The organism is Spirillospora sp. NPDC052269, assembly GCF_040679435.1.
Taxonomy (GTDB): domain Bacteria; phylum Actinomycetota; class Actinomycetes; order Streptosporangiales; family Streptosporangiaceae; genus Spirillospora.
Genome location: NZ_JBFAUU010000005.1, coordinates 323,302 through 342,067 on the forward strand (window position 1 = coordinate 323,302; position 18,766 = coordinate 342,067).

The window sequence follows — 18,766 nt, forward strand, 5'->3', positions numbered from 1 at the left end:
GGATCCAGCTGATCGTCGAATGCGTCGACACCCTGACGGTAAAACCCATATGATCTCTGACATTTCGGGTCACAGGGCGTACTGCTCCGTCCGATGACGGGGTGGTGCGGGGGACGCCCAGTACGGTGCGGCCAGCATGAGCCTGTGACGCGGTGTCAGGACAAGCTCCCCAACCTGGAGGTGACACTGTGGCCGGCCAGTCCGCAGTCGACAGAGCAGCAATGGCCCAGGCGGCGACTCGTATCGAGGACTCCGCCAACCTGATCAAGGGCCTGCAGAGCCAGCTCGAGGGGCACAAGAGCAACCTCATGGGCGGCTGGGCGGGCAACGCCTCGGTCTCCTTCGACAAGGTCTTCAACGACTTCCAGACCGACATGAACAAGGTCCGGGCCGCGCTCGACGGCATGCACGAGAAGCTCTCGCACACCAAGATCCAGTACGAGAGCACCGAGCAGGAGCAGAACGACGCGGTCAACAAGATCAACGCGCTGCTCAACGGCGGCACCTGATCCCCCCGGATCCCTCAGTCCAGACCGGTCTCAGACCACTCGAAGGAATTCCATCGTGAGCGACAGCTACACCAAGGCCAATTTCGGCACGATGCAGCAGGCGCAGGCCGACTTCAGCCTCACCTACCGCGCCCTGGTCGACGAGCTCCAGGACCTGGAGAAGGAGCTCGAGAAGCACCTCCAGCAGTGGGAGGGCGACGCCGTCTCGGCGTACTGGGACGCCAAGCGCCAGTGGGACGCGGCCGCCCAGCACATCGGCACCGTCCTCAACCAGCTCGGCGTCGTCATCGGCGAGGCGCACTCGAACTACAGCGCCGCCGAGCGTAAGAACGCGGGCATCTGGGGTTAGTGACGCAGCCTCGTGTTCTTTCCGGCTGCGTCGCTCGGGCCGTGCTCAGCTGTGAACGGTTGGGTCGGGACGAGCTGACGCGGCCGGTTCCCGGGCCGTGACCCTCCGTAGCCAGGAGAACCAGCATGAGCACCAAATACCAGCTGACCGACGGTCAGCTCGCCCAGATCGACCACGTTTACACTGTCGGCTACGGCGAGTACTCGCAGGTCAAGGAACAGCACGGGCTGACGCGGCAGGAGTTCAACAACCTGCCGGAGTACGAGCAGCGCCAGTACTACTACAAGTACGGCCCGGGCAAGCATGCCGGGGCGCCCGGCGACGACGACCACAAACTTCCCAGGGATGAGCCGGACCGCGCCTGGAAGGCCGACGCCAACCCCGGCTACAAGGTCGACCCGGCAGAGCTGCGTCAGATCGCCAAGGACATGAAGTACAAGCTGGCCCTGTGGCAGGACAGGCTGAGCGGCGTCAACGGGGTCGCGATCTCCGCTGAGCACCTGGGCGGCGTCAAGGGGTCGGACGACTTCATCAAGCTGACCGAACGGTCGAAGAGAAATTTCGGGCTCTACCTCCAGGACATCGTGAACTCCTACAACGGTGTCATCACCAAGCTGAACGCGGCCGCGGACGCCTACGAACAGGCGCACGACACCACCAAGCAGCAGGTGGCCAAGGTCGACAACAGCGGCACCCCGAACCTGACGTGATCTGAGACCGGGAGACGCTCACCCATGGGAGACAACAAGGACTCGCTTCCGATCCGTGACGGGATGGCCTGGGGTAAACAGGACTTCTCGGACATGGATTTCGACGCGATCAAGGGCCAGCTGAAGAAGGTCAACCCTGACCCGGTCATGGCCGCCGCGAACAAGTACAAGGACGCGGCCGACGCCCTGGCGGAGATGACCAAGGAGCTGTCCAACAACTTCAGGCCGCGCATCATCGAGCACTGGGAGGGCGACTCCTCCCAGAAGGCGCTGGACCAGATGGGCCAGATCCACTCGACCGCGGTGAACCTGTCGGACAGCAGCCACACCAACGCCGAGCTGTACAACTGGTACGGCTCCCCCTCGATGCTCGGCTGGTACAAGAACGTCGGCCACGACATGTCGGACGGCTGGATCCACACGGACGGGGACGACAAGCGTGCCCGCGAGACGATGGACCATTTCAGCAGCCGGATGGGTGAGGCGTTCAACCACCACCCCATCAAGATCGACAAGGATCTTCCGGGGGACATGGGCTCGCTGGGCGACGGTCCCGGCGGCGGTCCCGGTGGTGGCCCGGGCGGCGGCCCCGGTGGTGGCCCCGGCGGCTTCCACCCTGGTGGCGGTCCCGGCGGAGGGCCGGGCGGTCTGGGCGGCGGTCCGCACAGCAACTTCCCGAGCTCGGACCCGAGCAAGAGCTTCCACCCGAGCAGCAACTTCCCGACGCAGGACCACAACAACCCGTTCAACCACAAGCCCGACAGCAACAACCCGTTCCAGGACCCGAGCAAGAACCACAACAACTACCCCTGGAACCAGAACCACAACAACCCGTTCAACCCGAACCACAAGACCGACCTTTCGTCGTTCAACCCGTCCAGCGGACCGGGCGGCGGCGGAGGCGGTGGCGGCGGCCTTGGTGGCGGTCCCGGTGGCGGTTTCGGCGGCGGCGGTGGTCTCGGCTCCGACGGTGGCGGTTTCGGCGGCGGCGGCGGTGGCATGGGCGGCGGCGGCATCGCCGGTGTCCCGGGCGGGGCGGCCGGTGGCCTCGGCTCGGGGGCGGGCGCGGCCGGTCGCAACGGCATGGGCGGCATGCCCATGGGCGGCGGCCAGCACGGCGGCCAGGGTGAGGGCGAGAAGGAGCGCGAGCGCTCCACCTGGCTCACCGAGGACGAGGATGTGTGGGGCGCGGACGACGACACCGCGCCTCCGGTGATCGGCTGACCACTGCGAGAACATCGCACGACCCGGGTGGACGGGGGCCACGGCCCCTGCCCACCCTCTTCGCTGTCTGGACAAAGGGAGATCAACTCATGCGACGGCTGATTCGATCGGCTGCGGCGGCCACGGCCGCGGTCGGCCTGGCCGTGATCCCGACCGCCTCCGCCAACGCCGCTCCCGGCCCCGGCCCGAGCCAGTGGTGGTTCAAGGGGTGGAGCATCCAGCAGCTGGTCTGGCCGCAGACGAAGGGGGCGGGCGTCACGGTCGCGGTCATCGACAGTGGCGTCAACGCGAAGCTGCCGGACATGAGGGACGCGACGGTGCCTGGCGCGGACTTCTCGGAAGGCGGCACCGACGGCAGGACCGATGTCGACACCGCGGAGGGGCACGGCACCGCGATGGCGAGCCTGATCGCGTCGCGCGGGACCAGCTCGGGTTTCGTCGGCATCGCTCCCGAAGCCAAGATCCTTCCGATCGTGGTCCGGGCGGTGAGCCCGGACAGCGAGGCCAAGGCCATCCGGTTCGCCGTGGACCACGGGGCCAAGGTGGTCAACATCTCGCAGGGTGAGGGCAACCCCCAGTTCAAGCAGGACCCGTGCCCGGACCCCCTCCTGGGGGCGGTGCAGTACGCGGCCCAGAAGGACGTCGTCATCGTCGCGGCGGCGGGCAACGAAGGAGACTCCGCCAACCTGCCGTCCATTCCGGGTTCGTGTCCCGGGGTGGTCTCGGTCGGCGCGCTCGGCAAGAACGGCAAGGCATGGGTCTCCTCTCAGCGGCAGCCGTACGTGACCCTCGGCGCGCCGGGCGCCGACGTCGGTGGCATCGGTAAGACCGGTCACGTCTACACCACGGGCGAGGGGACCAGTCAGGCGAGTGCTCTCACCTCGGGCGCCGTCGCACTGCTCCGGGCGAAGTACCCGCAGGAGTCCGCGCGCAGGATCGTCCAGATCCTGACCAACACCACCAAGGACTTCGGGTCGCCCGACCAGCTTGGCCACGGTGTCATCAGCATCCCGCGCGCCCTTCGCGTCAAGGTGCCCGCGAGCGCGCCGAACCCGGTGTACGAGCGCCTCGACAAGGCCGGTGGGGCGAAGCCCAAGAGCTCCGGCGGCGGGGACACCTCGTCCGCTCCGGCCGAGAAGAAGAGTTCCAGCAACACGATGCTCTACCTGGGCATCGGTGTGGTCGTCATCGTCGTCCTGGTGGTCGGTGGTGTCGTCCTGATGCGGCGTGGCAAGGGCAAGAGCGGTGTCGGCGCGCCGCCGCCCGCGCCGATGGGGCCGCCGTCGTTCGGGCAGCAGCCGGGTGGGCACGCCGGGCCGCAGCAGTCGCCGTACGCGAATCCGCAGCAGCCGTCCGGTTTCGGGCAGCCTGGCGGTCAGCCTGGTAACGGCGCGCCGCAGTTCCAGCCCCCGGCGGGCGGTCAGGAGCCGCGCCAGTAGGCGCCGAGGCCGCAGTACTCGTCAGCGGGATGGCTCAGTTCGTGTTCACGGACTGAGCCATCCCGCTTTCGTTTCTCCTCGACGGGTCGTCCGGCGTCAGGCGGTGTCCTGGTGGGGTGTCGGGCGAGTCTTCCTTCGTGCCTGGCGCCGGGTCAGGACGCGGTATCCGAGAAAGCCACCGATGCCGATCAGGATGGCCAAGTCCAGAGGATCGCCCATGAGGAACTCGGTGTTGAGGGCGACCGCGTGGTCTCCAGAAGCGTGGACGGCCAGGACCTTTCCCCGGCTGTCGGAGCCGGCTCCGAACACGCGGCCCTGTCGTGGTTCGCCGCCTGGTGACGTCCAGTGGCCGGTGCATGTCAGGCGAAGAAGGTTCCGGTGCGACTCGTGGCGGCATCCGTCGACGGTCGCGTGCGTGGCGGTTCCGGTGGCGTACCACCAGGTGGGCAGGACGGCCCGGGTGATCACCGCGTAGAGCAGCCCACCGAGCACCAGGGTCACGACGCACCCCACCGAACTCAGACGTTTCGTACGCATGGCCCTCCCAGGACCGTCGGACGGCATGACATGGGCTTCGTCGCGGGGGGCATGCTCACCGAGACCCTGACCGGAACGGGATGTCCCGTCCGCCGTTGGAGGGTGCCGCCGCCGTCATCGGCCGCCTCGTTTCGAGGAGAGGGTCAGGAAGGAGTTCGGCAGGGAGCGCAGGAGGTGAGGGCGGTGACGACCTCGCGGGCGAGGGCGTCGGTGGAGGGGCGGCCGGCGGTGGCGGTCAGGGGCGTTGAGGCTCCCCGGTTCGTCCCGCCGGAGCGGTCGGCGGTCGCGTCGAGGCCGCGGTAGGAGACGATCACGACGGCGTTGCGGACGCGGACGGTCTCCTCGGCGGTTCCGAGGGTGCCGAGGCCGCTGGTGGCCGTGCGGTGAGTGAAGAACGCCTGGTCGCCGATGCCGTCGACACGGATGGCGGCGTCGCTGTGCAGGGTCCCGGGGGACGTGGCGCCGCTGGTCTGGAGGGCGCCCCGCCAGGCCGTCTCGAAGTCGCGCCTGGCCGCGGTGTCGTTCGCGCTCAGCCGGACGGCGACCATGACGCCGCGCTCGTCGCCGCGCTTCGCGCCGGGCCGTGCGTCCGTCGAGGAGCTCCAGCCGCAGTAGGTGTAGCGCCGGCCCGGATACGTCCCCGACGCGGGCGGAACCTTCGCGTCGGGGACGAGCCGGTCGAGTGTCGCCCGGGACACCGCCTCGCACATGGCCGGGGCCGCGGCGAAGGCCGCCCGCTCCTTCGTACCGTCCGAGCCCCCGGCCGCCCAGGTGGCGCCGCCCACCGCGACGAGCAGCGCCAAGGCCGCGCCGATGATCCACCGCCTCCTTCTCCCCAGAGGCGTGGGATGTCCAGCCGGCGCCGGGGGAGCCGAAGAGGCGGGCGGAGCCCCGGGCTCGTCGCCCGGGGCTCCGCCCGGGGAAGGAAACGTCGGTCGGTTCATGGCGACTGGAAGGATAGACGCCACTCGGCCTCGGGCCGACGTGTTCGTCGTCGGCGGTCATCCCCTGCCCAATGTGCGCTTCATGCGATCTGGCAGCAGGCCGGTGCCGTTGTCCTAGAGATCACGGCGTATGCGGCCGGGCTTGTCGTCTGGTTCGATGCCGAAGACGTGGTTGATCGCGTCTTGTGCTCGTCGGTCGGCCTCGGTCGGCTCGGGCTGGGGTTCGGGGTGTATTAGTTTGTCGACCCAGCTCGGTTCGTGGGGTTGCTGGTCTTGTTGTTGGGCGTCTTTCACGAAGTCGAGCCAGTTCTTGTCGGGTTCGAAGCCCAGGGCGTGGTTGATCGCGTCTTGTGCTTTTCGATCGGCTTCGGTCGGCTCGGGTTGCGGTTCGGGGTGTAGCAGTTTGTCGACCCAGCTCGGCTCGTGGGGTTGTTGCTGGTCTTGTTGTTGGGCGTCTTTCACGAAGTCGAGCCAGTTCTTGTCGGGCTCGAAACCCATGGCGTGGTTGATCGCGTCCAGTGCTCGCTTGGCGGGGTCGTCCTGGGCGTTGGGGTCGAGGTTCAGCATGTGCTCGAGCATCTTGCCGTCCGGCACCTTGCTGTCGTTGTCCTGGATGCCCTGGAAGAGGCCGCCCCCGATCTTGTCGGCGGCAGCCCTCTCGGCGTCCACGGGGTCGTAGCCGAACGGCAGGCGCTTCCCGTCGCGTGCCGCCTCCGCGGCATCTTTGCCGTCCTTCAGCAGGTCCTTGCCGAACTTGGCGTCGGAGAGCTTGGACAGGCCCTTGATGTGGGACAGCCGGGTGAGGATCCGGCCGATGGCCTCCGAGAGGCGCCGGAACTCGGCGAGGAGTCGCTGGATGATGCGGCCGCCGCGGGACACCGCGGTAGACACCTCGGCGCTGGTCGCGGCCGCGGCGGCCCCCTCGCTCGCGCCGAAGGAGAAGGGCGCGGCGGCCTGCGCGGCGAGCCAGGTGACGATCAGCCACTCGACGAGCTGCGAGATCAGATCCTTGAGCGCGGACATCGCGGTGTCCATGACGGACGCGCTGACCGCGAGGATCCCGGTGATGCCGCCGATCTCGCCGCCGATGTCGTTGACCCCCTGGAGGAAGTCCCCGATCCGCTTGTGGGCCTGGTCGCTGGCCTGCCCCCTCCAGTCGTCGAGGTCCAGCGACAGCCGCGCGGCCATTTCGTGGGAGAGCCCGCGGAGGTTGTCGGCGACCTGCTTCCACGCCTTCCGGTGGTCGCTGATGGCGCCGTCGTCCCCGGTGGCCATGGTGAGCATCTTGTGGAGCGGCTCGATGTAGTCGACCAGGAACCCGACGCCCGCGCCGACCAGGGCGCCGAGCGGGTCGAAGAACGTGCTGACCGTGGTGAGGGCCGCATCGCCGACGTCCGAGCCGAGCAGGCCCCAGTCATCGCCGCTCGTGTGCTCGATGATCTTGAAGGTCTGGCTGACGAACGGGGTGTTGTCCTGGAACGCCTTCACGGCGCCGTCCGGCTCGTCCCCGCCCCCGCCCCCGGCGCTGGCCCCGGGCTTCCCCTGGGAGATCGTGGGAAAGTCGCTCTCCAGCGCCTTGATCTTGGCCACCAGCGCCGCGTCGGTGACCGCGTAGGTGAGGGCGGTGGCCTCGATGGCGGCCTCGATGGACGAGAGCGTCTGGTTGAGCGTGGTGAGGTGCCCGTCGACCTGCCTGGCGTAGTCGTCGTAGAAGCTCTTGAAGCCCAGTCCGACCATGCCCCACTCGTTGCCGGAGATGGTGATGTCCCGGGCCTCGGACTGGATGTACTTGGCGTCGTTGCTGAACATGTCGAGGTCTTCGGCGGCCTGCTCCAGCTTGTGCACCTTGACCAGGAACTCGTCGCTCATCGCCGCTCTCCGTTCGTCGGGTCGTCCACGGAGGCGGGCGACTGGGACCGCATCATGGACGCGATGTCCAGGCCCGGCGGGGTGACGTCCTGGACGAGTTCCGCCATCTGCCGGGACACGTCCGCGCTCGCCGTCGCGACGCACGACATGAGCAATCCGCGCAGGCCTTGCGTGCCGTGCCGTAGCGCGGCCTCGGTGAGCCGGATGTCGGTGACCACTCCACCCGGCGCGACCGTCACGGTCACCGAATCGTCGGCGGACTGGGCGGTGGCGCGCAGCGCGGGGATCCGACCGCGAATCTCCTCGTACTTCTCCATGTTGCGTTCGGCGTCTTCGATAAGGCGTTCCAGCGCCTTCTCCATGGAGGTCGGCTCGCTCGTCACGGGGCTCCTTCGTGAGTGCGGGGGTAACTCGACTCGGGCCAGGACGGCCGTGGCGACGGTGAGGGCGCCGCCCTCGGCCTGGTCCTGGGCAAGGGGGCGCGGTAGGGCGCCAGGGGCGGGTGCGACGCCCGAACGGCGGAGGATGACCACGACGTCCCTGGGGCGCGCGACCTTGTGTGGCGACTCGGCCTTGAGCGGGGGCTCGGTCTTGAAGCTCGTCCTGTCCGTCGGTCTCACCTCCAGGGCTCCGACGTGTTCGCCGGACATGGCGTTCCAGGCATTTGCCCGGCGGACGCGACGGGGCGGGGAACGAACGCGTCGGCGTCGTGCCCCGCCCTCAGGACGGCTCTGTCGGCGGACTATCCCGAATCCAAGGGTCGAATTTTCCGACCATAGCGGGACGCTGACCGCGTCAGGTGTTCAAAATTGACCATTACTGGACTGGCCGGACCGGTCGGCAGGTTTCTGCGAGGACGAACGGCGTGATGGTCTCGGAACGTGGTGGTCGTTCAGGGGTTGAGATGGGTGACGCCCAGATCGCCGAGCGTGTTCATGAAATACGTGGACTCGGCCACGTGAAAGGCGAGTCGCCGTAATATTCGGCCTTTTACTTGGGCCCGGAATCAGTTGCTGGAGCGGGTGGAGGCCAGGTCGCCGACCGCGTCGGCGTAGTAGGACGATTCGTCCATATGAAACGCGATCTGCCGGAACGTCCAGCCGGTTCCGGGGGAGTCGTCCAGGAGCTCTGGGGAAAGGGAGTTCAGGCGGGCGGACCAGATCTCGGCCAGGCGTTCCAGGCGGCTGCGGGCCTCGTCCAGGTCCTGCTGGGTGAACAGGGCGAGATCGGCCGGGGTCGTACTTGCCGAGGCGTGCCAATGGTCAGGGAGGGGAGTCCGGCCGACCAGGCGTGCCTCGATTTCGGCCAGGTGGTCGACAAGGTGATCGGTGACCCGGCGGATCGCCTTGTGCGGGGTGTAGACGCGGTCGTCGGTGTGGAACGGGCGCCCGTCCCAGGACGTCCAGGTCGAGGCGAGGTTCAGCACGTGATCGACCATTTCGGTGACGATTCCGGCGGGGTCGCGGTCATCGGTGAGTGGAGTTTCATCGGACATGGTCGAGCCTCCTCGAGAAGAGAGAGGCTCAACATACTCGCCGGAAAATGCGGCGGCCGTCGAAATATGCGCGTCCGGTCAGGCGGTGGCTTCGGCGGGCGCGGGCGCGGGCACGGGCTCGGGGGTGTGGGTTCGGCGGAGGTAGTAGGCGACGGTGACGATGGCCAGAAGCGGCCCCCAGAGAAGGAGTGGCGCGTAGCAGGCGGTCATGACGGCCCCGGCGAGGCCGTGCGGGGCGTCGGGGTCGCCCATCGCGCCGGGGTCCGTCCAGAGCACGGCTCCGGTGAGGGTGATCGCGGTGACGGCGAGGGAGCCGAGGGCCGCCGGGACGGCCGCGGCCAGTGTCGGGATCCGCCGTCCGCCCAGGAAGGGGATCCAGGACGGCATGACCTCGCCCCACGGCCGGACGAGGCCCATGGTCAGCATGGCCAGTCCCTCCGCGATCAGGCTCAGCACGATCACGTACGACGCCAGTTGCCAGCCCGGACGGTACAGGTCGGCGAGTTCGCCGGAGAACCCGACCGGGACGCCGAACCCGAGCGCGATCCGCCAGAGCCCGGAGGGCAGTGCCGCGAGGCTGGCGACGCGAGCCGTCCATTCGATCCAGCGGGGGGTGGTGGCGTCCATGAGAACTCCCAGGTCGAGGGGCCTTTCTTCATGGACCATGCTGCTGGGAGGCAGTGGGGCGGCACTTCCCCCGCCGGGCTCGGGACCGTCCCCGGACGGGGCATTTCCCTGCTCCCCCGCATGGGGGAGACGGCCGGGCGGTGACGCCCGGCGCGTCCGGGTTCGGTCAGATGCGGTGGCGGCAGGTCGTGCAGGCGTTGAGCGCGTTGACGGCGTCGTGGGCCAAGGCGTCCGCGCCGGGACGGCCCGTCGCGCTGTCGAGCGGGGTCTGGCCCTTCGTCGCGGGGGTGCCCAGCTCGTCGGCGGGGGCGTTGAAGCCGTTGACGGTGACGGTGAGCATCAGGTTCCGGACGCGGATCGTCTCCCCGGACTCACCGGATCGGCCCAGTGCCGTGGTGCTCGTGCGGTGGTAGTAGAACGCCTGGTCGCCGAGCCCGTTGATCGGCTCGGAGGCGTCCCCGACCAGCTTTCCGCCCCCGATGGTCGAGTTGGAGCCGGAGAACGCGATGGCGGTCCGCCAGGAGGCGTCGTACGCGGACTTCGCGGACACGATGCTCTCGTAGGCGACGATGTCGATCCGGGCCGTCCGGTACAGGATCCGCTTGCTGCCCGGCTCGGCGCGCAAGGGCCCGGCCCACATGCACCAGGAGTGCTGCTTCGAGCCGGATTTGTCGCCCACAGGCGGCTCGGCGCGCGGGACGAACTGGTCGAGCGTGGGCTTCGTGACCACCGCGCAGGCGGCGGGGAAGGACGTGTAGCGCTCTTCCGTCGGCTTGTCGTCGGACGGGCCGCCGACCGCCCAGGCGGCGCCGCCGAGGATCGCGAGGGCGGCCACACCGGCCGCACCGGCGATCAGAAGGCGACGGTTGCCCCGTGGGGTGGCGGGCGGAGGCGGGCCCGGGGTGAGGACGTCCGGCGCGGACGGGGCCACGAACGGGTCCTCGGGCGGGAGGAACTGGGGTCGGGGAGGCGCCGTCGGCGAGGCGGCCACAGGCTCCGCCGGTGCGGGCTCGGCGGGCAGGAACTCCACGGCCGCCCTGTCAGACGGCGTTCCCGCGGACGAGTCGTCCGCGGGGACGGGGAGGGAGGTCTCGTCGGTCATGTGATCGGATCAGGTCCGGATCAGCGTGACCGCGGCGTCGCGCGCCGCGTCGTCCACCTCCGGCAGCTGGAAGCCGTTGCCGCGCACGTGCGCGACCAGCTCCGGGTCGGGCGCGACGCCGTGCGCCCGCAGGTAGTAGCCGACCGCGCCCGGCCACACCCACGTCCCGTCGGTGTGGAACGTCAGCGGCACGCGCGCGGCGCGCTCGGGGTCGAGTTCGTCCACGTCCAGGCTGCGCGCCGCCAGGACGATCGGCGCCCGCGTCAGATACTGGACGAGCGCCTCCTTCTCGTCCTCCGGGACGTCCGGACGCGACTCGCCGTCCGTCGGCAGGGACACCCCCGACATCCGCAACCCGCCCGGGGCGTCCTGCCCGTCCACGGCCTCCGGCGCGTCCTGTTCCGCCGGAGCGGCCTGCTCAGGCTGGGGAGCGGCCTGCTCTGCTGGAGCGGTCTGCTCGGCCGGAGTCGGTTGCGGAGGCTGAGGGACGGCCTGGACGGGCTGCTGTGGCGGAGCGGCGGGCTCGTAGGCGATCTCGTGGGTGTCCGGGAAGGTCAGGCGGAAGGTGGCCGCCGTCCACGGCTCGGAGGCGCCCTGCCTGAGGACGGCGAACATCTCGTTCAGCGCCGGGGGCGCGGCGAACGCGCTGGTCCGGCCGTCGAGCCCGGTCACCTGGACGGACGAGCCCTCCGGCGCGAAGCGGGCGGTGCTCTCCGTCCAGCCGGACGGCAGGAACATGCCGAGCAGCTGTGCGACGTCGCCCAGCAGTTGCGCCTGCTCGTCCGCGGTCAGGGCCCGGTCGGTCGACCGGGGAGCGCCGCCGAGCCAGACGGGAAGCCAGTTGCGCGGGAAGGCCATCAGGTCGCGCCGGTACGCCTCGCCACCGAGACCCGGGTCGAGATCGGCGTCGAACCACGTCCGGTACGCGCCGGGCGGCTCCAGCATGAATCGCATCCCGAACCACGTGCCCTCGCCGGGCCGGTACATCATCGACCGCAGCTCGGCCGCCACGCCGACGAACTCGCGCGGGGCCTGGTACTCCTGGACCGCGCCGTCCGCCATCACGACCGCCAGCGCGGCCCGTGAGGCCCCGCCCGCCATCGCGACGCGCAGGTCGACGCGCCGCCATCCGGCGGGGGCGAGCGCCGCCATCGCCGTACCCATCCACTGCACGAGCTGGTCGTACCGCGCCTGGTCGTACGGCCACGGCCCGTACCCGGCCGGCGGCCGCTCTCCGGGCCCCTGAGTCATCGCTTCACCCTCCTCGACGATCCGCCCGATCCTAGTGCTTTCCCGACGACTTCCCCGGTCCGCACGCATTCCGTCACGATCAGAGCCCCTGACCCACGGCCCGGCCGCCCTCGGCCGCGTGGCCGTCCTAGCGGGCGGACGTCCGGGGCAGGCTCAGACTCTGGAGCGTGATGGGGGCGTTGCCCTCGCGCTCGTTCCACGCGCGGTACTTCCAGCCGTCCGGGGACGCGATGCCATAGCCGTCGCGGAACGCGGTCGCGATCATGTCGGTGAGCCGCCGGTAGGCCGCGGAGGACGAGGGCCAGGGCAGGCGGAACCACCAGTCCTCGTGGCCGCTCCGGGGCTCGGGGTCGTTCCAGCCCGCCGACGCGATGACCTGCCGGGCCTCCGGGGAGGCCTGATCGTCCGGAGCGAGGAAGGTGTTGTCGCTGACGTAGGCGACGAGCGCGTCGTCGTCCTGGGCGAACTGCGTGAAGCGCCCTCCGTCGTCCCGCTCACTGATCACCAGGAGCGCCCCCGCCGGAAGCACGGCGAGGTCGTCGGCCAGTTCGGCGGCGAACGTCTGCCAGTCCATCAGATCAGACTTCCTCGTCCCAGGTCTTGAGATAGTCGTTCACGGCGACGAACAGGGTGACGCGGACCTCCGAGGACCGTACCCCGACCGTGGTCCGCGGGCCCTCCCAGCGGACCTCCGGGGACTCGCCGTGGATGCGCGCGGAGGGTTCGCCGAGGCGTTCGGTCGTCAGCCCGACGACGCGGGCGAACTCGTCCCGAAGCCGGGCGCGGTCGCGGGCCGCCTCGGGGCCCGTCGCGTCCGGGTTCGCCGACGAGCAGGTGGCGGCGTTGACCATGACGGCGTCGGTGCCGTTCTCGAGCTTGACGCTGCCGCTGGTCGGGCCGAAGCCGACGTTCAGCCACACGGTGCTCTGAAGCGCGACGTGCACGCTCCAGCCGAGGGCCGCGACGAGTCCGGGGACGTCCTGCGCGGCCCAGGACCAGTGCAGGTCCCGGAACGCCGCCGCCAACTCGCCGATGCGTTCGTCGGGCAGAATGGCCGTCTCAGTCATGGAGTGATCCTATCCGCGGGGTTCCAGGCCGGAGACGCGACGGAAATCGAAGGGCTTGTCGTCCCGTGTGAGATCGAAATCCGCGAACTTGACGACGCCGCTCTTGCTCGCGTGGACCCAGACGTACTCGAGCTTCAGCGTTCCCGCGTTGAGGTGGTCCTGGAGTTGCTGTTTCTTCTCCGCCGACAGGTTGTTCAGAGCCTTGTGCAGGTCGGGGTCCAGGGACAGCACGAAGTCGAGGTATTCGGGGCTGCCCTGCGCCGCCTTCTTGAAGTCCTCGATCGTGCGGCCCATGAGGGAGGAGCCCACACCCTTGGCCTCGATCGCGGTGATCGTCGCGGAGTGCTCGTCCATGCTGTACCCCACGATGTCCAGGGTGTCGGGCTTCCCCTTGCCTTCGGTGGTCGGGGTGAGCAGTGTCCGCTCGAGCTTGTGGACCAGGTAGTCCTTGCCGCCGGCCATGCCGAGCTTCTCGCTGTGCTCCGCGAGCTCCTGGCCGAGCCTGTTGTGGTCCTTCGCGAGCTTCTCCATCTCCTCCAGCTTCTGGAGGACCTTCGGATCGGAGCCGAGGCGCTCGATGGCCTTCTCCTTCTGCGCCTCGATCTTCTTCTCGCTGTTGACGTCCTCGTGCTTCTTGATGCCGAGCTCGTCCAGCACCGGCTTCAGCCTGTCGCGGACACCCTGGCGTTCGACGTCGATGTCGTTGCGCTTCCCGGCCAGATCTTCCAGCTCCGCCCGAGCCTTCTCGCTCTGATGCTCCGGCTCGTACGTCTCCTTATCGCCGAGCTTCTTGTCGAAGTCGTACGGGCGCTCCTTGAGCGGGTCCTCGACGAACGTGCCCTTTTTGGAATCCTTGAGCTGGTACTTGTCCTCGGTGCGGTGGGTGTGCTCCGGGTCGGGGTCCTTCTCGTGGTGGAGCCTGCCGTCCTCGGTGCGGAAGAACCCGTCGGGGTCCCCCGCCCTGTGGAGAAGGCCGTCCTCTCCGCGGTGCAGCGTGTTCGGGTCGTGGTCGGGCCCGTCGCCGTCGGGGGGATCGTCGCCGCGGGCTCGGGCGTTGTCCGAGGGGGGTTCCTCGCTGGGGTGGCGGATCTCGTGGGAACTGGGGGCGTAGCCCTTGCCGGCCGGGTCGCTGCTGCCGTCCGGGTAGTGGGTCTTCCAGCTGCCGTTCATGGGCTCGTCGGGGACCACCTTGAGGTTGACGTCGCGGTGGGCGCCCGTGGCGTACACGTTGCCGTTGTGGTCCGACCAGGCGAACGTGTCGGGGGCGGTCACGCGGACGCCGAGGTGGTGCGCGAGCTGGGACGCGTAGTCGCCGTTGGCGGTGTGGCAGGAGAGGAGGAGGACGTCCTTCCCATCCCAGTTCGGGTCGCTGTAGATCAGCTCGGCCAGGTCCTTGGCCGAGATCTTCTGGCCGTCGATGGTGACGCCGTCCGCGGTGCCGTGCGCGTCGATCACGTAGCGGTCGGGCTCGGCGGTGACCTGGCGGGCGAAGTTGCGCATCGCCTCGTCGTTGGGGCCGTACAACGAACGGCCCGCCGGGGTCTCCTCGCTGTTGCGCCAGATGTCGTGCAGGTGCTCGGGCAGGTTGCGCGGGACGTCGTCGGCCGGGGTGTGCGGCTCGTCGTGGGCCGGGCGCGGCTCGGACTCGTTCTCGTGCGGACGGCTCGCCGCGTCGCGCTCCGGACGCGGCGCCGCCCCGCGGTCGTTGCCACCGGGGCCGGAGCCCGGACGGTCCCGTTCCGATGAGGGCGTGCGCTCGGTGGGGGCGTGGTCGGTCGTAGGGGACGGGTCGGCGGACGGAGCCCGTTCCGACGGGGACGAATTCCGGTCGGACGGAGACGAGGGCCCGTCGTTGGACGGCCCCTGATCCGACAGGGTCGTGCCGTTGTCGTCCGCGGTCGGGGTGCGCTCAGACGTGGACGGGGCGTCCTCGTTGTGCGGACCCGCCTCGTGGTCCTGCGGCTCGCGCGACGTGGGCTCGGTCTCCTGCGGATCCCGCGTGGACGGCTCGTGGTCCTGCGGCTCGCGTGAGGTCGGCTCGTTCTCCGGGGAGTCCCGCGTGGTCGGTTCGTGCTCCTGGGGCTCGCGGGACGCGGGGTCGTTCTCCTGGGGGTCCCGCGTGGAGGGCTCGTTCTCCTGGGGATCCCGTGTGGACGGCTCGTTCTCCTGCGGGTCGCGCGAGGTGGGGTCGTGCTCCTGCGGGTCGCGGCTCGTGGGGTCGCGGTCCGGGCCAGGGCCGGACTCGTGGTCCTGCGGGTCGCGGGTGGTCGGCTCGCGGTCCTGCGGAGTGACCGGGTCGTGCTCGCCGGTCGACGCCGGGTCGCGGTCGTGCTGGGGCGCCGGGTCGCGGTCCGGTGGGGTCGCGGGTTCCTGCTCGCCGTGCGGGTTCGCGGGGTCGCGGTCCTGCGGAGCGGGGTCGTGCTCCTGGGGCGTGGACGGGTCGTGCTCGGGGGTGGGAGCGGCCTCGTTCTCCTGCGGGGCGTGGTCCTGCGGCCCCTGCTCCGGGGAGCCTCCGTGCTCGGCCGGGGGCTGGTCGCTGTGGATGAGGCCCTGGTCGTCCACGCGCGGGCCGGCCGTGGGCTGCTGACCGTCCTCGGACGGCGGGGTCGTGCGCCCGTCCTCGCGCGGGGTGCGGTTCTCGGGCCGTCCGCCAGGCTCGTTGCCGGAGCCCGCCGGACGCGTCGAAGCCTCGCCCGGCGTACCGGACGGCCCGGACGCGCGGCCGGACGAGGACGACGAAGAACCGCCGCTCGATGCTCCGCCGTCGCCGCCCGGCATGAACACGGGCATCGGCGCGACGGACGGGCCGTTCGCGTTCTGCGGGTCGGCGCCCTGGTGGTCGCCTTCGCCGTCGGCGGTGTTCCGGTTGCGGGTGCCGTCCGGAGACGAGGACGAGGACGGAGAGGCCAGGTTCGTGTTGCGCTGCCCGGGTCCGCCGCTGCCCGACGAACTCGTCGGAGACGTCGACGGACGGTCCGACACCGACGGCCCACCGGCCGAGGACGGCCCGCCGGCCGAGGATGGTCCACCAGCCGAAGAGGGCGCGGACGAGGACGGCCCCGAGGAGACGGGTCCCGCCCCGGACGGTCCCGAAGAGACCGGCCCGGCGGAGGACGGCCCGGAGGAGACGGGCCCGGCGCCAGGTCCAGAAGAAGCGGGTCCGGACGACATGGGTCCGGACGAGGACGGTCCGATGCCCGACGGGCCGCTGTTCTGCGGCGAGGACGTGGACGGTCCCGGGCCGCCGTCCGGCATCGCCGACGACGAAGGTCCGGGGGACGAGGACGACGGCATCGACGAGTGGCTCGACGACGGGCCCGAGTCGCCCCCGCCGGCGGACGCCAGGCTGGTGTGCGAGTTGTTGCCCCCGCCGTTCAGCATCGACTCGATGCGGTTCCCGCCGCCGGACGACGAGTGGTCCCCGCCGCCACTTTGCGACGGCGACGAGGACGGCGAGTTGTCGCCGCCGCTGTAGTGCGAGGGCCCGGACGAGGACGGCTCGCTGCTCGGCCCGGAGCTGTGGGAGGGCGCGGGCGAGTTGTCGCCGCCGTTGCTCCCCTGCGTCGAAGGCTCGGAGGACGGCGAGTGCGACGGCGACGAGGACGGCTCGGACGAGGGAGAGTGCGAAGGCGAGGACGACGGATCGGACGACGGGGAGTGCGAAGGCGAGGACGACGGATCGGACGCCGACGACGTCGTCGGCCCCGAGGACGACGGCCCGTGGTCCGACCCGGACGTGCTCGGCTCGTGCGTGCTGGGCGTGTGCGTGGTGACCGGGTCGGCCGTCGGGGTGGTCGTCGGGTCGCCCCCCGACGTGTTCGGCGTGTTGACGTGCGTGTTGTACTCGTCGAGACCGCCCTTGGCGCCGCCGATCGCGCCGCCGAGGCCGCCCGACACGCCGCCCTTCACGGCGGCGTCGAGGTCGATGGAGCGGCCGTGCGCGAGGTCGGTCGCCGCGGAGCCGAGCGCGCCGCCCGCCGCGCCGCCGATGGCGTCGCGGGTCGCGCCCTTGAGCATGTTGCCGGCCGCGCTGTCGGCCACGCCGGACAGCCCGGGGATCTTGCCCGCGACGTGCCCGGCGGCGCCGCCGACCGCGCCGCCGATGGCGCCGTCCAGCATGGAGGTGCCGACCTGCTTGAGGTCGACGCCGTCGCGGTGGCCCTGCGCGACCTGGATGCCCTGGATGAGCAGGTCCAGCCCGCCGCCCTGCAGCAGGCCCATGATCGCGCCCTTGACGATCGAGGACAGCAGGTTCTCGCCGAGCCGCTCCAGCAGCTGGGTGGCCATCGTCCGGGCGGCGGCCCACGCGCCCGCCTCGACCGCCGGGATCGCCGCCGTGGACGCGCCGAACGTCGCGAACGCCGCCGCGATCAGCCAGGCGATCTGCGCCGCCGTGATGATCAGCAGCGCGATGAACATGTACTTGCCGTACTCGATCTCGGTGGCGCCCTGGTCGAGCACCTTCCCGAGCGCGTCGCACGCCTCCGCGAGCTTGGGCAGGATCTCCGGGTCCGTGGTGGTCCACTTGTCCCAGTTCTGGCGGAACTTGTCGGCCGCGCCGCTGTCCAGCGCGCCGAGCACGTCAGAGGCGGCCCGGTTCAGTTCGCCGATCAGGGAGGTCACGTCCGAGGACGCCGAGGTCCATGCGGCGGCGGCCCGCCGCATGGCGGTCTCGTCGCCTTCGGGCCAGTCCGCGCCGATGAGCCAGGACAGCCACTTGACCTCGTCGGGGATCTCCATGCCCACGGGAAGGCCACCTCAGGGGGAGTCGGGGAGCGGGGGGATGTGCCGGGCCATGATCGAATCGACCGATGGGGCCCTTTTATAGGCGGTCGCCCGGAAGGGGGCAACCCGGTGTGCCCCGTCCGCGCGCGGACGGGGCGGACAGGGCGGACGGGTCAGCGGACCCTTGAGGCGTGCTCGGCCTTGTCGTAGTTGTCGGCCATCTCGTCGACGCCGTCCTTGATGTCGCGCAGGCCCTTGCCCGTGTCGCCGAAGGACTTGAGCATGTTCGTCGAGGGCGTCTCGTAGTTCTTGCCGAACTCCTGGCCGGTCTTGTCGTTGCCCCAGCACTTGCCCTCGGCCTGGAGCTTGCTGTTGAGCCGGTTGAAGATGTCCCGCAGGTGGTCCGCGCCCGTGTCGAAGCCCCCGCCGGCCTTGCGCAGGGACTTGGTGTCGACTTCCAGGTATCCGCCGTCGCTCATTTGCCCAGCAATCCGTAGTGCTCGCGAATGGAGTCCATGTCGAACTTCTCGGGCAGCAGCTTGCCCAGGTCGGGGATGCCGCCGGTGGCCCCGTCGCCGGCCGGGCCGGTGGGGACGACGTCCTGCATCGCCTGGCTGATCTTCTCGGCGACCTGCGCGGCGGCCTCGCGGGACGCCTCGAGGACGGCGTCGGACAGCTCCTCGGACCCCAGCTTGCGGTACACGCGCGGGTCGAGTGTCAGCGCGCTCAGCCGGCCCTGCCGGTCCACGGTGACCTGGACCATCCCGTCGGCGGCCTCCGCGGACGCCTCGATGTCCGCGAGCCTCTCCTGGAGCCCCTTGAGCTTGTCCCGCTGCTCGCGGTACTGACCCAGCAGCTCGTCGATGTGCGCCTGGTACTCAGCGCGCATGCCGCTCCCTCCGCCTCGTCCGCCCGGAC

The 18,766-nt window shown here is 70.3% G+C and carries 18 protein-coding genes; 5 read left to right on the forward strand and 13 right to left on the reverse strand.

Annotated features, from left to right (window positions below; translation table 11 throughout):
* The first annotated feature begins 188 nt into the window (after positions 1-188).
* From AB0L06_RS12965 to AB0L06_RS12985, 5 genes are all read left to right on the forward strand, one after another.
* On the forward strand, positions 189-509 hold the full coding sequence (locus AB0L06_RS12965) for a WXG100 family type VII secretion target (RefSeq protein ID WP_500231145.1): 321 nt from the start codon (positions 189-191) through the stop codon (positions 507-509).
* 55 nt (positions 510-564) lie between these two features.
* On the forward strand, positions 565-858 hold the full coding sequence (locus tag AB0L06_RS12970; protein ID WP_500231146.1) for a WXG100 family type VII secretion target: 294 nt from the start codon (positions 565-567) through the stop codon (positions 856-858).
* 125 nt (positions 859-983) lie between these two features.
* On the forward strand, positions 984-1,568 hold the full coding sequence (locus AB0L06_RS12975; RefSeq protein ID WP_500231147.1) for a hypothetical protein: 585 nt from the start codon (positions 984-986) through the stop codon (positions 1,566-1,568).
* 24 nt (positions 1,569-1,592) lie between these two features.
* Positions 1,593-2,792 carry a WXG100 family type VII secretion target gene (locus AB0L06_RS12980; protein ID WP_500231148.1) on the forward strand — a complete coding sequence of 400 codons (1,200 nt, stop codon included), beginning with the start codon at positions 1,593-1,595 and terminating at the stop codon, positions 2,790-2,792.
* Positions 2,793-2,881: 89 nt separating this feature from the next.
* Positions 2,882-4,231, forward strand: coding sequence for a S8 family serine peptidase (locus AB0L06_RS12985; RefSeq protein ID WP_500231149.1), 1,350 nt, complete (start codon positions 2,882-2,884; stop codon positions 4,229-4,231).
* A gap of 96 nt (positions 4,232-4,327) precedes the next feature.
* Here the strand turns inward: AB0L06_RS12985 and AB0L06_RS12990 are convergent, their stop codons facing one another.
* From AB0L06_RS12990 to AB0L06_RS13050, 13 genes are all read right to left on the reverse strand, one after another.
* Positions 4,328-4,768: a hypothetical protein gene (locus AB0L06_RS12990; RefSeq protein WP_500231150.1), complete on the reverse strand. Its 441-nt coding sequence runs from the start codon at positions 4,766-4,768 to the stop codon at positions 4,328-4,330.
* Between the two features lie 143 nt (positions 4,769-4,911).
* Positions 4,912-5,571 (reverse strand): hypothetical protein, encoded by a 660-nt coding sequence (locus AB0L06_RS12995; RefSeq protein ID WP_500231151.1) that lies wholly within the window; start codon positions 5,569-5,571, stop codon positions 4,912-4,914.
* Between the two features lie 255 nt (positions 5,572-5,826).
* On the reverse strand, positions 5,827-7,581 hold the full coding sequence (locus AB0L06_RS13000) for a hypothetical protein (RefSeq protein ID WP_500231152.1): 1,755 nt from the start codon (positions 7,579-7,581) through the stop codon (positions 5,827-5,829).
* Positions 7,578-7,964, reverse strand: coding sequence for a YbaB/EbfC family nucleoid-associated protein (locus AB0L06_RS13005; RefSeq protein WP_500231153.1), 387 nt, complete (start codon positions 7,962-7,964; stop codon positions 7,578-7,580). The genes AB0L06_RS13000 and AB0L06_RS13005 overlap by 4 nt, the downstream gene beginning before the upstream one ends.
* Positions 7,965-8,587: 623 nt before the next feature.
* The gene (locus AB0L06_RS13010; protein WP_500231154.1) at positions 8,588-9,076 is read right to left on the reverse strand and encodes a hypothetical protein; all 489 of its coding nucleotides are present in this window, start codon (positions 9,074-9,076) and stop codon (positions 8,588-8,590) included.
* A gap of 78 nt (positions 9,077-9,154) precedes the next feature.
* The gene (locus AB0L06_RS13015; RefSeq protein ID WP_500231155.1) at positions 9,155-9,703 is read right to left on the reverse strand and encodes a hypothetical protein; all 549 of its coding nucleotides are present in this window, start codon (positions 9,701-9,703) and stop codon (positions 9,155-9,157) included.
* Between the two features lie 166 nt (positions 9,704-9,869).
* Positions 9,870-10,805, reverse strand: a complete 936-nt coding sequence (locus AB0L06_RS13020) for a hypothetical protein (RefSeq protein ID WP_500231156.1) — start codon at positions 10,803-10,805, stop codon at positions 9,870-9,872.
* Between the two features lie 9 nt (positions 10,806-10,814).
* Positions 10,815-12,056: a hypothetical protein gene (locus tag AB0L06_RS13025; RefSeq protein WP_500231157.1), complete on the reverse strand. Its 1,242-nt coding sequence runs from the start codon at positions 12,054-12,056 to the stop codon at positions 10,815-10,817.
* Positions 12,057-12,183: 127 nt separating this feature from the next.
* Positions 12,184-12,630 (reverse strand): TY-Chap domain-containing protein, encoded by a 447-nt coding sequence (locus tag AB0L06_RS13030; RefSeq protein WP_500231158.1) that lies wholly within the window; start codon positions 12,628-12,630, stop codon positions 12,184-12,186.
* Between the two features lie 4 nt (positions 12,631-12,634).
* Positions 12,635-13,123 carry a DUF6301 family protein gene (locus AB0L06_RS13035; protein WP_500231159.1) on the reverse strand — a complete coding sequence of 163 codons (489 nt, stop codon included), beginning with the start codon at positions 13,121-13,123 and terminating at the stop codon, positions 12,635-12,637.
* A gap of 9 nt (positions 13,124-13,132) precedes the next feature.
* Positions 13,133-17,863: a DUF8616 domain-containing protein gene (locus AB0L06_RS13040; RefSeq protein WP_500231321.1), complete on the reverse strand. Its 4,731-nt coding sequence runs from the start codon at positions 17,861-17,863 to the stop codon at positions 13,133-13,135.
* 158 nt (positions 17,864-18,021) lie between these two features.
* Complete coding sequence (locus AB0L06_RS13045; protein ID WP_500231160.1) at positions 18,022-18,327, reverse strand: WXG100 family type VII secretion target; 306 nt, start codon at positions 18,325-18,327, stop codon at positions 18,022-18,024.
* Positions 18,324-18,737: a YbaB/EbfC family nucleoid-associated protein gene (locus tag AB0L06_RS13050; RefSeq protein ID WP_500231161.1), complete on the reverse strand. Its 414-nt coding sequence runs from the start codon at positions 18,735-18,737 to the stop codon at positions 18,324-18,326. The genes AB0L06_RS13045 and AB0L06_RS13050 overlap by 4 nt, the downstream gene beginning before the upstream one ends.
* Positions 18,738-18,766 lie beyond the last annotated feature (29 nt).